The sequence below is a fragment of the Wolbachia endosymbiont (group B) of Eupithecia inturbata genome, from assembly GCF_964030915.1.
GTDB lineage: Bacteria > Pseudomonadota > Alphaproteobacteria > Rickettsiales > Anaplasmataceae > Wolbachia.
The window spans coordinates 1490366-1505870 of sequence record NZ_OZ034987.1 but is presented as its reverse complement, the minus strand read 5'-3'; the positions used below and the strand labels follow the sequence as shown (position 1 = coordinate 1505870).

Annotated in this window: 13 protein-coding genes, 1 tRNA gene and 2 pseudogenes; 13 read left to right on the top strand and 3 right to left on the bottom strand. The window is 34.3% G+C overall.

What is annotated here, in order from left to right:
* The first annotated feature begins 97 nt into the window (after positions 1–97).
* The 4 genes and pseudogenes from prmC (at position 98) to ACQH21_RS07260 (ending at position 2726) form a co-directional block, all read left to right on the top strand.
* Positions 98–949 carry a peptide chain release factor N(5)-glutamine methyltransferase gene (gene prmC, locus ACQH21_RS07275; RefSeq protein ID WP_017532120.1) on the top strand — a complete coding sequence of 284 codons (852 nt, stop codon included), beginning with the start codon at positions 98–100 and terminating at the stop codon, positions 947–949.
* 151 nt (positions 950–1100) lie between these two features.
* Positions 1101–1256 carry an IS5 family transposase gene (locus tag ACQH21_RS07270; protein WP_007301996.1) on the top strand — a complete coding sequence of 52 codons (156 nt, stop codon included), beginning with the start codon at positions 1101–1103 and terminating at the stop codon, positions 1254–1256.
* 30 nt (positions 1257–1286) lie between these two features.
* Positions 1287–1460, top strand: a complete 174-nt coding sequence (locus ACQH21_RS07265; RefSeq protein ID WP_425384157.1) for a hypothetical protein — start codon at positions 1287–1289, stop codon at positions 1458–1460.
* 35 nt (positions 1461–1495) lie between these two features.
* Positions 1496–2726 (top strand): annotated as a pseudogene (locus ACQH21_RS07260) (IS256 family transposase).
* A 284-nt stretch (positions 2727–3010) separates the two neighbouring features.
* Here ACQH21_RS07260 and ACQH21_RS07255 read toward each other — a convergent pair.
* Entirely contained in the window at positions 3011–3610 is a 600-nt protein-coding gene (locus ACQH21_RS07255) for a BON domain-containing protein (RefSeq protein WP_010406846.1), read from the bottom strand.
* Positions 3611–3866: 256 nt separating this feature from the next.
* Here ACQH21_RS07255 and ACQH21_RS07250 point away from each other — a divergent pair.
* From ACQH21_RS07250 to lon, 5 genes are all read left to right on the top strand, one after another.
* Positions 3867–3948 (top strand) — tRNA-Leu (locus ACQH21_RS07250).
* Between the two features lie 155 nt (positions 3949–4103).
* Positions 4104–5447, top strand: coding sequence for a trigger factor (tig, locus tag ACQH21_RS07245; RefSeq protein WP_139686894.1), 1344 nt, complete (start codon positions 4104–4106; stop codon positions 5445–5447).
* Between the two features lie 11 nt (positions 5448–5458).
* Positions 5459–6085 carry an ATP-dependent Clp endopeptidase proteolytic subunit ClpP gene (gene clpP, locus ACQH21_RS07240; protein WP_139686893.1) on the top strand — a complete coding sequence of 209 codons (627 nt, stop codon included), beginning with the start codon at positions 5459–5461 and terminating at the stop codon, positions 6083–6085.
* On the top strand, positions 6085–7362 hold the full coding sequence (clpX, locus tag ACQH21_RS07235) for an ATP-dependent Clp protease ATP-binding subunit ClpX (RefSeq protein ID WP_010406852.1): 1278 nt from the start codon (positions 6085–6087) through the stop codon (positions 7360–7362). Before clpP ends, clpX begins: the two co-directional genes overlap by 1 nt.
* A 15-nt stretch (positions 7363–7377) precedes the next feature.
* The gene (gene lon, locus ACQH21_RS07230) at positions 7378–9834 is read left to right on the top strand and encodes an endopeptidase La (protein WP_425384156.1); all 2457 of its coding nucleotides are present in this window, start codon (positions 7378–7380) and stop codon (positions 9832–9834) included.
* A 99-nt stretch (positions 9835–9933) separates the two neighbouring features.
* On the opposite strand, the gene ACQH21_RS07225 is transcribed toward lon, so the two are convergent.
* Together ACQH21_RS07225 and ACQH21_RS07220 are read right to left on the bottom strand one after the other, a co-directional pair.
* The gene (locus tag ACQH21_RS07225) at positions 9934–11490 is read right to left on the bottom strand and encodes a penicillin-binding transpeptidase domain-containing protein (RefSeq protein WP_425384155.1); all 1557 of its coding nucleotides are present in this window, start codon (positions 11488–11490) and stop codon (positions 9934–9936) included.
* 20 nt (positions 11491–11510) lie between these two features.
* Positions 11511–12281 carry a polysaccharide deacetylase family protein gene (locus tag ACQH21_RS07220; protein WP_425384154.1) on the bottom strand — a complete coding sequence of 257 codons (771 nt, stop codon included), beginning with the start codon at positions 12279–12281 and terminating at the stop codon, positions 11511–11513.
* Between the two features lie 327 nt (positions 12282–12608).
* On the opposite strand from ACQH21_RS07220, the gene ACQH21_RS07215 reads away from it, so the two are divergent.
* The 4 genes and pseudogenes from ACQH21_RS07215 (at position 12609) to ACQH21_RS07200 (ending at position 15408) form a co-directional block, all read left to right on the top strand.
* Positions 12609–13268, top strand: coding sequence for a JAB domain-containing protein (locus ACQH21_RS07215; RefSeq protein WP_012673223.1), 660 nt, complete (start codon positions 12609–12611; stop codon positions 13266–13268).
* 103 nt (positions 13269–13371) lie between these two features.
* Positions 13372–13704, top strand: a complete 333-nt coding sequence (locus ACQH21_RS07210) for a helix-turn-helix domain-containing protein (protein ID WP_041582615.1) — start codon at positions 13372–13374, stop codon at positions 13702–13704.
* 34 nt (positions 13705–13738) lie between these two features.
* Positions 13739–14266: a helix-turn-helix domain-containing protein gene (locus ACQH21_RS07205; RefSeq protein WP_425384153.1), complete on the top strand. Its 528-nt coding sequence runs from the start codon at positions 13739–13741 to the stop codon at positions 14264–14266.
* A pseudogene (locus tag ACQH21_RS07200) lies at positions 14178–15408 on the top strand (IS256 family transposase). Before ACQH21_RS07205 ends, ACQH21_RS07200 begins: the two are co-directional and overlap by 89 nt.
* Positions 15409–15505: the final 97 nt, after the last annotated feature.

The following is a 15505-nucleotide window of genomic DNA, read 5'->3' as shown; positions in this document are numbered from 1 at the left end:
CTACTCTTGACACTTAGATTTAATGCAGCTACCCTAAGTTCAAAATTCTATACTCAATTTTGCTGTTCTTGCATACAAGGAACACGTTTTTAGAATAATGAAAACAATCAGCGCTTTAATTAAAGAAGGGTCAAAGCTACTATCATCACATAGAATTGAATCACCACATTTGGATTGTGAAATCATCATGCAGTACGTACTTGGAGTAGAAAGATCATTCACAATCATGAATCACATCAATCAGGTACCAAGAAACAAAGAACTTCTATTCTGGAAATTAACAAAAAAAAGAGCAGAAAGATATCCAATATCGCAAATAATAGGTAATCGTGAATTCTGGAGTAAAAATTTTATAGTTAACCAACATGTTCTAGATCCAAGACCAGATAGTGAGACAGTAATTTCAACAGTGTTAAAATATTACCAAAATAAGAAGCAAAAAATAAAAATTGCAGATTTTGGCACAGGCACAGGCTGTTTGTTGATCTCCGTACTTAGTGAGTATGAATATGCTATTGGAGTTGGTTTTGAAAAAAGCCTGGAAGCATACAAAATTACCTACCAGAACACAAAGAAACATAATCTTCTCAACAGAGCTAAAATATTTCCAAATTCGTGGATAGAATGCAGAGATTTATTTGATCTCATAATAAGCAATCCTCCATATATTAAAAGAAGTAAGTTAAAAGATCTGCAAGCTGAAGTGCAAAAAGAGCCAAGAATTGCTCTTGATGGCGGTATCGATGGATTGAGCTGTTACCTGAGTATTTTTCCAATATTGAAAAAGTGCCTTAAAAAAGATGGGTTTGCGATATTGGAAATAGGCGAAGATCAAAGCAATATTGACAAAATAATACCCTTATATGGACTGGCTTTTCAGGAATACGTATACGACTTGGCTGGAATGAAAAGATGCATTGTTGTAAAGCAAGATAAAGAACATGACTAGTAGAACGCTAGCTTTCTAAGAACCCGTTCATAATCTCAAGAAAGGCATAAAGTAAGAAATAGAGTGTATAAATTAGGATATATGAGGAGTGTATACCCAAGTGACATAAGTCGAGAGAAGTTTGAGATTATTTCACCAGATCTGGAGTCTTGTGGAAAAAACAAAACCAAGAAAACTTGATTTGTATGATATATTTTGCGGAGTGTTGTACGCCCTAAAAAGTGGTTATCAGTGGAGGATGCTACCAAAAGAGTTTCCAAAATGGCGCAATTGTTATGATTATTTCAAAAATGGAGTGAAAAAGTAAAAGGAAATAAAAAAAAGTATTTTGGAGTGCATGTTAAAAAAAATAGTTAGTGTGGTCCGACAAAACAATGTTTGGAAAGAAAAAATCAGCTTTTGCATAATTGACACTCAGAGTGTAAAGAACGCAGACACTGATGAAGAAAAAGGCTATGACGCTGGTAAAAAAATGGGAATGTTCAAAAAAGTGTGTCAAACCGAGAAATAAAAATAAAATAGAAACAAAAAATAGAGGTTTGATATATGAGTTACAAAATAGAAAATGGAACGACTGGCCTGGTAGATTACAAAGAGCTGGAAGCAAATATACTGTCATCAATAAGGGAAGGTAAACCATTGATGGGGAGAGATGGAGCATTAACACCATTTGTAAAAAGGCTGCTGGAAGCAAGTCTAGAAGGTGAAATAGAGCATCATTTATCCAATGAAAGAGAAGAAAAGAATCGAAGAAACGGAAAGAATGGCAAAACTTTGAAGACGAGTATTTGAACTATTGACACCAAGAGATAGAGAGGGAAGTTTCGAACCACAGATAGTGAAAAAAAGGCAAACAAGCTTACATCCAGAACTTGAAACAAAGGTCTTGAACATGTTTGCAAGCGGTGTGGGATACAGGGATATAGCATCCTATGTGGAAGAAATCTATGACCATAAAATATCTGCAGCAGAGATATCTGGAATTACAGATAAATTACTGCCTATAATCAATGAATGGAGGAGTCGTCCCCTACAATCAGTATACCCGATAGTATTTATGGATGGGATGTTTTTTAAGGTCAAAGAGAATGGACATTGCATAAGTAAATGCATGTACAATATATTAGGAATAGACCAAAATGGCAGAAAAGAAGTACTGGGTTTTTACTTAGCAGAAAGTGAGGGAGCTAACTTCTGGCTAGGCGTATTAAATGACTTAAAAGAGAGAGGAGTAGAAGACATTTTGATAGCTTGTGTTGACGGTCTGAAAAGCTTCCCTACAGCTATAAATAGCGTATTTCCCAATGCTGAGGTACAGTTATGCATTGTGCACCAAATAAGAAATTCACTAAAATACGTATCCAGCAAAGATATAAAAGTTTTTATGAATGATTTGAAAAAAATATACCGTGCTACAAGTAGAGAAATCGCCGAAAATTATTTACTTGAACTGGAGGAAAAATGGGGTGAAAAATATCCTTTAGTCATAAAATCGTGGCAAAACAATTGGGAAAATTTGTCTAGTTATTTTAAGTATTCTGGCCCTGTTAGAAGGCTAATTTATACCACCAATCCAATTGAGGGGTTGCACAGACAAATCAGAAAATTTACTAAAACCAAAGGTTCATTTACCAGTACAAATGCCTTGTACAAATTGGTATATTGTGCTATAAAAAAGATAGAGCAAAAATGGGCTATGGCTTTGCCTAATTGGGCTCTAACTATATCTCAACTTGATATCTTTTTTCCTGATAGGTTAAAAATTGAGTTGAACTAAAAATTCGCTTTGACACACTTTTTTGAACATTCCCAAAAAAATCTCAGGAATAAAACGCCATATCGCACAAGATATAGATGTTTGCTATTTATTCTTAAGCTTGGGAGTGTTAAATAGCATTTTACTTTTTTTAGTATGTAGAGATTTTCTAGGAATTATTCTATTGAATTCTATGATATTATTTTTTGTAACATTGTTATACATACCATAAGAGTGAACTGACGAAATTTGTAAAGGAGTTTTATGGCTTAGCTACATGGTACTAACACTCAAGTAAATTTTCATCAATGACGCAATTTGCTATGTCTATATCTCACATAGCTTACAACTTGCTTTACTCCTTTTACTTTTCTTGCAATTGCTATTACAGCTTTTAATTCCGCCTTATTTTGAGCTATACCCATCAAATAAACGACTCTATCAACTGTATTAACGCTATAATTAATTGATTTAATATTTCTTTTTCCCAGAAGCCTCGTGCTTATCTCTGCTGTTATCATACCATCTACAGTAACATCTAGCATAGAAGCCATTTTAATTGGTGTGACTCTTATTTCATTTATCACTTCTTTAATCTCTTTTTGCTGCCAAGCTATTTTCTCTGCTGTGAGTTGCTTTTCATGATTATCAACATTTCCAATGAGTAATACTCTTCCTTCACTCACTTTAACTTTTATAGATGAGAACAGTCCGTGTTTTAAGAGTCCCTTATTGATTCTTATTACTATAGTTGTATCATCAATAATGTTTCCCAAGGATTTATCTTGCATTGTTATTGCTGTAGCCGCTGCAGTTGCTGTTACCACTATACCACTCACAAGAGTCGTACAGCCACTCTGTGTAATCAGAAAAATTGCGAGTAAGAAGCTTGCTATTAATCTCATTATTAATTTCCAGAGTTTAGAGCTTTAATTAAAGAATATTAATAAGCTTTTTTTATTGTGTAAATACTATAAATTGAATAAGCCTTGAATATTTCTAAGACAGTACTTATCTCAATAATGTTAGTTAAAGTAATTCAGGCTTAGATTCATAGTGGAGTTAACCAGTATTATAAGTTCAGTCTGTGGTACTAAAATCTAATCTTTAAATTGCATAAGATGACAGAAGTGGTTATCTATAAGTTAATGAAGGGTTCTTGCGGATATGGCGAAATTGGTAGACGTGCCAGGTTTAGGTCCTGGTGAGCTTGCTCGTGGGGGTTCAAGTCCCTCTATCCGCACTTAAAGTCATGTAACTCAGGTTTTAAGAGAAAATTTATAATCACTAAGTACACTTTTGTTTGTATAAGAACCTGTTCTTAAGGATTGTATTTAACTTAAATTCTGGTAAAATGGCTTTATTAAAACATAAATAAAATATTGATAACAGGTTGTAATGTCTAGTAATATAACTCAAAATGCAGTCGAAGCAGATACATTAAGTAATATATATACCTATAAGGAACTTAGTGTAGATAAACTAAAGTATGAGTATGAAATCACAGTTAGTAGTGATTATATAGAACAAAAGATAAACTCTAGATTACAAGAAATAGCGAAGGATGCAAAATTGCCTGGATTTAGATCCGGAAAGATGCCTTACGATCTTGTTGTTACAAATTATAAAAACGAAGCTTTGGAATATGTGATAAAAGATACGATTGACTATTGCTCAAGTGATTTAATGAAAAAAATCGAAGTTAAGTCTCACATCCATCCTAAGGTTGATATTATGTCATTACCAAACCTGGATAAAAAGGATGAAAAAGGCGACTTTCTGTACAAATTATCTTTTGAATCGATGCCAAAAGTGCCAGTAATAGATCTTGATAAAATAAATTTGAAGAAAGTTAAGGCAAAAATCAAAGAGGGAGACATAAAAGAATTTATTGATTCTATAAAAACAAAATTTCCTAACTTTGTCTCTGTTGATGATGCTTCTTATCAAGCAAAAAACGAGGATAAACTGATAATTGACTTTGAAGGGCGAATTAGAAATAAGCTCTTTCAAGGTGGAAGTGGCAAAAATTTTACTGTTAATTTAGGATCTGGAACATTTATAAATGGTTTTGAAGATCAATTAATTGGCATGAAAAAAGGGGAAACAAAAAGCTTTAAGTTGAGATTTCCTGAAGATTACCAGGTAATTTCCCTTGCGGGGCAGGAGGCTGCTTTTTCTGTTCGAGTTAATGATATTCAGATTGCCGAAGATTTGCAAAGTGATAATGAAATAGCTAGGAGAATTGGTTTTGAAGATCATTCTTCGCTAATAAATCATGTAAAAGAAGTAATTGATAATCAGTGTAAAGAAATGGGAGATCTCTTAATTAAGAAAGAGCTATTTGATTGTTTGGATGCTAGTTATAGTTTTGATTTGCCTATAGAAGTAGTAAAACAGGAACAGCAGAGAGTGGAAAGAGAGTTGAATGCTAAAGATGATTCTTGTAAAGAAGCTGAAAGACGTGTAAAGCTTGCAATGCTATTTATGGAGTTCAGTAAAGAACATGAAATATCATTAACTCAAAGTGATATTATGAATGTTATTGTAAATCAATATGTCAGTAAAGATGTATCATTTGACAGAGTATTTAAACATTTTAAATCAGACGGACAATTTCAGGAATTAGTTAGAGGGCAAGCGCTTGAGTATAAAGTGACAGATTATATGATAGAAAAAGCTAGTAAAGAAGAACAGATTGTTTCTGTGAAAGAATTAAAGGAATTATTTGATAATATTTGATAGGAAAAGGTATGACTCTTATACCAATTGTAGTTGAACAAACTAGTCGCGGTGAGCGGGCTTATGACATATATTCAAGGCTAGTAAAAGAAAGAATAATTTTCGTAACTGGCCCTATTGAAGACAACATGGCCAGCGTAATAGTAGCACAGCTTTTATTTTTAGAATCGGAAAATCCTGATAAAGACATTCATATGTATATTAATTCGCCAGGCGGTGTTGTAACTGCTGGTTTATCAATCTACGATACAATGCAGTACATAAGTCCAGACGTTTCAACTTTATGTATAGGTCAAGCTGCATCTATGGGTTCTTTGTTGCTTGCAGCTGGTGCGAAAGGTAAGCGCCACTCTCTACCTCATTCAAGAATTATGATACATCAACCATCTGGTGGTTATCAAGGTCAAGCAACTGATATAGAAATACATGCTAAGGAAATTTTGCGAATTAAGAAAAAGCTAAATCAAATTTATGAAAAACATACTGGGCATTCACTCAAGAAGATTGAAGGAATGATGGAAAGAGATAAATTTTTGGATCCTATAGAAGCAATGAAACTTGGCTTGATTGATAAAGTAATAGCTGAGCGTAAAGATATGAAGATTGAAAATATTAAAGTTAAACAAAAGGTAGTTTAATGGATAACAATAATGATTTACACTACTGTTCTTTTTGTAACAAGGCACAAAACGAAGTAGATAAATTGATTACTAACTCTTCAGATGGTTTAAAGGTGTTCATTTGTAATGAATGCATAGAGTTATCCCATAAAGCAATAAGTCAAAAGAAAGAGAGAGCTTTTAATTCAGATCATATATCTGATATGAAGCTATTACTAAAGAAACCTGAAGATATAAAAAATTTTCTTAGTAAGCATGTTGTAGGTCAGGAACATGCGCAACACGTTTTATCTGTGGCTATGTATAACCATTGTCAATCCATGGTGCAACTTCATTCTATAAGTGATATTGAAATTGAGAAGTCAAATATAATGCTTATTGGCCCTACTGGTTCTGGTAAGACTTTGCTAGCAAAAACACTTGCTAAAGTTTCAGATGTGCCATTTGCTATGGCCGATGCGACAACTTTGACTGAGGCAGGTTATGTAGGTGATGATGTAGAAAGCGTGTTGTCACGTCTATTACAAGCTGCAAATTATGATGTTGCAAAGGCACAGCATGGTATAGTGTTTATCGATGAAATAGACAAGATCACAAGAAAGTCTGAAAGCGCTTCAATAACCCGTGATGTTTCAGGTGAAGGGGTCCAACAAGCTCTACTAAAAATCATGGAAGGTACGGTTGCTTATGTTCCTCCACAAGGAGGGCGAAAACACCCGCAACAAGAGTTTATACAAGTAGACACTAGTAACATACTATTTATTTGTGGAGGAGCTTTTGAAGGCCTAAATAAAATTATTGAGGCAAGAAAAAAGGGAACATCAGTTGGCTTTGGAGCAGATATAAGTCAGTCTAAAGCACAAAAGAAAAAAAATGCTTTACGCGATGCTCAACCTGAGGACTTAATCAAATTCGGTTTGATACCCGAATTTGTAGGACGGGTTCCAATAACTGCTGTTCTAGATGAGCTGGATCACGAGGATTTAATACATGTGTTGACAGAGCCAAGAAATGCGCTAGTAAAACAATATAAAGCATTGCTTGCATTTAGTAAAGTAAACCTTGAGTTTTCAGATGAAGCAATATCAGCTATTGCTAAAAAAGCTATAAGCTATAAAACAGGTGCAAGGATGTTACGTGCTATCTTAGAGTCACTTTTGCTTGATGTTATGTATATATCCGGCAATGGAGGTTTTGAAGGTAGCACTATAACGGTTACTAAGAAAATGGTAGAATTAGGCAAAGCGACGATTAATCATAATAATAAGGGTAGTGTTATAACGGTTAATGATTAATTTGAGGCATATATTATGAGTATTGGACGTGCTGTAAACTTTAATTCTACTGTATTACCAGTATTACCTCTAAGAGATGTAGTAATTTTTCCAAATATAATGTTGCCTTTATTCGTAGGTAGAGAAAAATCTGTTCATGCACTAGAATATGCAATAAGTAGCAGTAGTCACCAAAACGAGATTTTTCTCATAGCACAAAAAGATGGTTCTATTGATAATCCAGAGCCAGAGAATCTTTATGAAGTAGGCGTGTTAGCAAACATTATACAACCATTAATAAAACTGCCTGACAATGCAGTAAAAGTCATGATTCATGGGGTAAGAAGGGGAAGAGTTATAGAATATATTAGCTCTCACACTTTGTTACAGGCCAGAGTAGAGTTAGATGGTCATTATGAGTATGGAGAAAATGAAGATAATATTGATTTAGAAGCTTTAAGGCGTTCTGTTATAGATGCATTCGACAATTGGTGTAAACTAAGCAAGAAAAGTCGACCCGAGATTATTATTGACCCCATTGATCAAGTTAAAGAGGTTAATCAAATTGTAGATATGATAGCTTCGCACTTAAATATAAAGGTATCAGATAAGCAAAACATACTTGAAGTTTATAACCCAAAAGAGCGTTTAAAAAAAGTTTTTGCTCTTATTGAGAGAGAAATAAGTATTTTGAGTGCACAAAACCGCTTGTATAAGACAATTAAATCACAGGTTGAAAGTACTCAAAAAGTTTACTACCTTAATGAGCAATTAAAAGCTATACAGAAAGAATTAGGTGAGTTTGAAAATGGAGATGAAGGGAATATACTCAATGAATTTGAAAAAAAGATAAATGAAACAAAGCTTTCTGAGGAAGCAAAAGAGAAAGCCATAACTGACTTAAAGAGATATAAGAAAATGAATCCCATTTCTCCTGAAGCAACAGTTATATCTAGTTACTTGCATTGGTTGCTTGATTTGCCATGGGGAAAGTACAAAGATGCAAAAATTAACTTAAATGCGGCTAAAAAAATCTTAGATGAAAATCATTATGGCATAGAGAAAGTAAAAGATAGAATAATAGAATTTTTAGCAGTATTAAAGAGAGTAAAAGAGATAAAGGGTCCTATACTTTGCTTAGTTGGACCACCTGGTGTTGGTAAAACTTCTTTAGCTAAGTCTATGGCAAAAGCAGTAGGAAGAGATTTTGTTCGCATATCTCTTGGTGGTATACGTGATGAGTCTGAAATACGAGGACACAGAAAAACTTATATTGGCTCAATGCCTGGTAAAATCATTCAACACATGAAAAAAGCTAATTCATGCAACCCGCTTTTTCTGCTTGATGAAATAGATAAGATGGGTTCTGATTCGCGTGGTGATCCTGCATCTGCATTACTTGAGGTTTTGGATACTGAGCACAATAAACACTTTACGGATCATTACTTGGAAGTTGAATTTGATCTTTCAAGTGTAATGTTTGTAGCTACGGCAAACAGCTTAAATTTGCCACATCCTTTGCGTGATAGGATGGAAATTATACAATTATCTGGATATAGCGAAGATGAGAAGATCAGTATTGCTACGCATCACCTTATTCCAAAATTAAAAAAAGAGCATGGTTTGCATCAGAAGGAGTGGAAAATAACTAATGAAGCATTATACGAGTTGATACGTTTATATACACGTGAGAGCGGCGTGCGAAGCATGGAAAGGGAACTTGCAAAGCTCATGAGAAAAGCAGTTAAAGCAATATTAACTGATAAAAATAAGAAAATATCCGTAGAGGTTGGTAATTTACAAGATTACCTAGGGGTACGTAAGTATACCTTTGGCATTGCAGAAAATGAGAGTTTGGTAGGGGTAGTAACTGGTCTCGCCTATACTGAAACAGGTGGTGATATTTTAATGATAGAGTCAGTCCTAATTCCGGGCAAGGGGGAAATAAAATACACAGGAAAGCTTGGAGAGGTTATGCAAGAGTCTATAAAAGCTGCGTATAGTTATGTGCGATCAAATTGTTTATTTTTCGGTATAAAACCCGAAAAATTTCAAAATAATGATATACATTTGCATGTACCTGAGGGTGCTGTGCCAAAAGATGGTCCCTCTGCTGGCAGTGCAGTATGTACATCTATTGTTTCTCTTATGACAAATATACCAGTTAACAAAAGTGTTGCTATGACAGGTGAAGTAACATTGCGTGGTAGAGTGTTGGCTATTGGGGGTTTGAGAGAAAAATTGCTTGCTGCGCTAAGAGGATCAATCAAAACTGTGATTATACCAAGTGAAAATGAGAAAGATATGCAAGAGATTCCTGCAAATATAAAAGAAGAAATCAATGTAATTTTTGCTGAGAATATTGATGAAGTTATAAAAGTTGCTTTGATGCACCCTATTACTTCAATTGATGATAATAACGAAATTAGTGTGTCTAGCTCCATAGAAAATAAGGATAATACCTTCCCTTCATCAGAAACATTAAAGCACTAAATTGAAAAGGTTTATGCAATTTTCGTTTCTTTTTTTTAACCTCAAAGCTCTGATTTGAATATATAAATTACAAGTAACATATATGGCAATTTCATAAGTTCATTTTTCAAGCATATATTGCAATATCTCACTAGCAATTGCAACATCTTGGCGTGGAATTTTACCATGTTCTATAAACACTGAGATTGCATAGCGCGGATCATGGTAGGGGCCATAAGCGATAAACAATTTATGACTTTCACCTTTAGAGTTTATCTCTGGTGTTCCGGTTTTGCCAGCAATTTGTATACTGCCTAGTCCTTTTCTATAGTTAGAATTCACCACGTCAAACATAGCTTTTCGAACCACACTAAGATGCTCATGATTCACATCAATATCAAGAAAGTCTTGCCCTGATTTACTCATCTCAATGTGGGGAATTACCTCCTTTCCTGTTGCAACCCTCGCTGCAAGAACCGCAAGCTGTAATGGCGTTGTAAGTAAATACCCTTGTCCTATAACTAAGTTAATGGTATCACCTAAATACCACTCTGAATATAGCTTGCGTGCACGCCAATTCATGTCAGGCAACAATCCCGGAGCTTCTTCCTTAAACATTCCAATTAATGGTCCACTTCCTATACCAAATTTGCTAGCCATTTCTAGTAGAGAATCTACATTTATTTTTTTTCCTATATTATAAAAGTAAGTGTTGCATGAGAGAGCCATTGCCTCATTTAAAGATACATATCCATGAACTTTGCTTTTCATGCAACGAAATTTCCGCTCACCTATCTTCATATATCCCCTACACGAGAATTTTTCTTCTGGTGTTATTATTCCATCTTTTAAACCCGCAAGCGCATCTATTATTTTAAATATTGAACCAGGTGGAATTTGATATGATAATGCACGGTTTACAAGCGGTAACGAAGGAATATTTAAACTTTCCCAAGTTTCATTTGATAATCTGCTAGTGAAAAGATTATTATCGTAAGAAGGTGAGTTATACAATGCTAAAATTTCTCCGTTATTTACATCAATTACCACTGTGGAACCTTGGTGGTCTTTAAATATCTCTGCGATTTTTTTCTGTAAATCAACATCAATTGTCAGCTGTACATCTTGTCCGTCTTGTTGAGGTATGCTAGACAACTCTCTCATGATACGCTTCTTAGAATTTATTTCCTGCTCAGACTTGCCTGTCCTGCCTTTTAATATATCATCATATGTATATTCAATGCCACTAACCCCTGCTTCGTTTATGCCTTGCTGTCTTTTCGTGTATCCGATTATATGAGAACATATCGAACCAAATGGGTAGTAACGTTTATAAAGAGCAGTTATTCTTCTTTCTGATGATTTTATCGCATCAGGTTTAATTTCTGATAACATCTGCAAGTCAACTTCCCTAGTAAAGGTTTTCTGCCCATCAAATAAAACAATATACGAAATTTTGTTTACTGCGAGTTCAACGCTATTCCTATCCAAAATCCTGCCTCGTTTAGGCACAATAGTAACAACTTTTATCCTATTATTATTGGATAGCACTTCATATTTTTGTCTATCTCGTACTTGTAAAGTATACAACCTACAACTAAAAATAGCAGAAATAGTAAGCTGAATACCACCTAATATGAATGACCTACGGTTGAAGACCTTGTTTTTTGTCCACATAGAATTCCTTTAGAACGCACTCATCCTCCTTTTATTGGCACATTTCTAGCTTTCACTACATCACAAACCCTTTCTTCCCACTCACTTAAGGTAACAAGTTTGTAACCCGATTTTTTTAGTATTTCAATAATCTGAGGTAAAGCTTCAACTGTATTTGATTTGTTATCGTGATCATGGAACAATATAATCGCTCCATTATGTACATTGCTTAAAACTCTTTCAACCAAAATCTCTGATTTATCACCTTGCCAATCCAGAGAATCGACTGTCCATAATATGGAATAAATATTTAATCGATTAGTATTTTCGATCAAATTATCGTTATGACATCCATATGGTGGGCGAAACCATTTTACATTCTGTTCTGTTGCATTTTTAATTGCCACATTTGTCTTTTCCAGTTCTTGCAATTGCTCCTCACTTGAAAGTGATGTCAACTTCCTATGCGACCAAGAATGATTACCTAATTCATGACCTGCTTCATGGATTTTCTTTACTATCTCATATGTTTTTTTATTTATGCGTTCACCAAGCAAAAAAAATGTCGCTTTTGTTTTATTGCTCTCCAGGATATTAATAATATCTCCTGATCTATTATAAGATGGACCATCATCAAACGTAAGTGCAACAAACTTATCTTTGTTATTCAATAATTTCTTTATATTACTTAAATTTCTATATGATAGATCCAAATCACAACTGAGCCCACGATACGGTAAGTTAAAGTTACAATCACTACAGAAAACTGCGCTTGAATATAGCAAAAGAAAAGCGATTATTCTTATAAACATATATAATCAGCAAAGTGATAGAGTACTACACTTTTTTGCTAAATTAAACCACTTTTAACAGCTACTGTTTACTTCGTTACTTTGTCAATATATTATATTAATAACTTTATATAATATAGTATGATTGCAAATATAAATACCGTTGCTCTTCAGGGAACCAGCACAGTAAATGTTAATGCACAAATTCACATGGCAAATGGTATTCCAGCTTTTAAAGCAACAAGGACAACATTGCAAATTTAGAGTTCAAAAGGGTTATTCCTCGAGAACTACTGCGTCAGAAAGCTGGCGTTGAATTTGTATATAATGTTGACCTTGGAGGTTTTTATGAATAATAGTGAGAGAAAAGAAAAATTGGAAACTCGCATTTTATCAAGTAGAGGCAGGTCTTTACTTGACCATGAGCTACTGGAACGTACTCTATCTGAATGTGAAGAAGGAAGAGAAGTGGCCAAAAAGCTAATAGAGCTCTTTAGTAGTTTAGGAAGGGTAATTAACGCTGACTTTCATGAGCTAAAAAATGTTACAGGAATGAATGATGGAGCAATAGCAAGTATCTTTTGTCTGAAAGAGATTTTCGATAGGATACTGAAAGGTAAGTTAAAAAAGCTGTCGATTCTTGATAACAGAGAAGAGCTACTAAAATACTTTAAAACAGCAATAGGGCAGTCACGAAAGGAAAGCTTGCGAGTAATATACTTAGATCGAAGTGGTCATTTGATATACGAGTATATTCAAGACTGTGGAACTATAGACAGAGTACCTCTATATGTGAGAGAAATAATCAAACAGGGATTACTGATCGATGCATCATCTATTGCAATTTCACATAATCATCCAAGTGGAGATACAGAACCATCAAAGGAGGATGAGGATAACACACTTACATTAGCTGCAACCTGTGAAAATGTAGGGATGAAATTGATAGATCATATAATCGTAACACAGAAGAGCCACTTTAGTTTTTATGACAGTGGTTTATTGTAATCTGTAGACTGGAAGGAGAGTTCTCTAGCTCTCCTTCTTTTTTTTCACTTCATAAATTAAAAAATTCAATATAAGCTTGAGCAGCTAAAATTAGTAATGAAAGGTGGAATTAGGCAAAAAAATAAAAGAACTTAGATTATACTGTGGTTTAACACAAACTGAGTTGGGAAAGAAAATAGGCGTTTCGTATAGACAAATACAAAGGTACGAAAATAGTTCAAACCAAATTTTGGCCAGTAGGCTATACGACTTAGCAAAAGCACTATCGATTAATGTGGCTGATTTTTTTACTGATGTGCATGTCGACTCACATGAAACTTATGATGAAGAAATACTAAAATTAGTCAAAGGATATAATGAAATTAAAAGCAAAAGGTTACGTAGCGTAGTTTATATATTGGTAAAATCTTTTTCTCAAAGTTACAATGAGAGTTAGTATTGCTTCAATACCTCAGTTAATATATTAATAAATGATTGTACAAGATGAACAACATCCTATTGATAAACAAATAGGTGAAAGAATAAGGAAGAGAAGGTTAATATGCGGTTTTAGCCAAAGAGACTTAGGAAAAAAGCTCGGAATTTCATTTCAGCATATACAAGGATATGAAACTGGAGAGGTAAGGCTTGTAATTGATAGATTGTATAATTTGGCAGAAGCTTTGTCCGTTGATATGTCATATTTTTTTACCAAAGCTTCTGAAGACTTACACGATAAGGCCTTTTGTAGCGATGTGGGTAGTGAAGAAATATCAAGGCTAGTGAGGGAATACAGGAAAATTAAGGATGAAACGTTGCGTGATATTGTGCATTCAGTGATAAAAGCGCTTGCCAATAGGGAATGTTCAAAAAAGTGTGTCAAACCGAGAAATAAAAATAAAATAGAAACAAAAAATAGAGGTTTGATATATGAGTTACAAAATAGAAAATGGAACGACTGGCCTGGTAGATTACAAAGAGCTGGAAGCAAATATACTGTCATCAATAAGGGAAGGTAAACCATTGATGGGGAGAGATGGAGCATTAACACCATTTGTAAAAAGGCTGCTGGAAGCAAGTCTAGAAGGTGAAATAGAGCATCATTTATCCAATGAAAGAGAAGAAAAGAATCGAAGAAACGGAAAGAATGGCAAAACTTTGAAGACGAGTATTTGAACTATTGACACCAAGAGATAGAGAGGGAAGTTTCGAACCACAGATAGTGAAAAAAAGGCAAACAAGCTTACATCCAGAACTTGAAACAAAGGTCTTGAACATGTTTGCAAGCGGTGTGGGATACAGGGATATAGCATCCTATGTGGAAGAAATCTATGACCATAAAATATCTGCAGCAGAGATATCTGGAATTACAGATAAATTACTGCCTATAATCAATGAATGGAGGAGTCGTCCCCTACAATCAGTATACCCGATAGTATTTATGGATGGGATGTTTTTTAAGGTCAAAGAGAATGGACATTGCATAAGTAAATGCATGTACAATATATTAGGAATAGACCAAAATGGCAGAAAAGAAGTACTGGGTTTTTACTTAGCAGAAAGTGAGGGAGCTAACTTCTGGCTAGGCGTATTAAATGACTTAAAAGAGAGAGGAGTAGAAGACATTTTGATAGCTTGTGTTGACGGTCTGAAAAGCTTCCCTACAGCTATAAATAGCGTATTTCCCAATGCTGAGGTACAGTTATGCATTGTGCACCAAATAAGAAATTCACTAAAATACGTATCCAGCAAAGATATAAAAGTTTTTATGAATGATTTGAAAAAAATATACCGTGCTACAAGTAGAGAAATCGCCGAAAATTATTTACTTGAACTGGAGGAAAAATGGGGTGAAAAATATCCTTTAGTCATAAAATCGTGGCAAAACAATTGGGAAAATTTGTCTAGTTATTTTAAGTATTCTGGCCCTGTTAGAAGGCTAATTTATACCACCAATCCAATTGAGGGGTTGCACAGACAAATCAGAAAATTTACTAAAACCAAAGGTTCATTTACCAGTACAAATGCCTTGTACAAATTGGTATATTGTGCTATAAAAAAGATAGAGCAAAAATGGGCTATGGCTTTGCCTAATTGGGCTCTAACTATATCTCAACTTGATATCTTTTTTCCTGATAGGTTAAAAATTGAGTTGAACTAAAAATTCGCTTTGACACACTTTTTTGAACATTCCCTGCCAATAAATAATATTGCCTGAATATATCTTCAATCCACTTCTACAAGCAATGCTAGTTAAG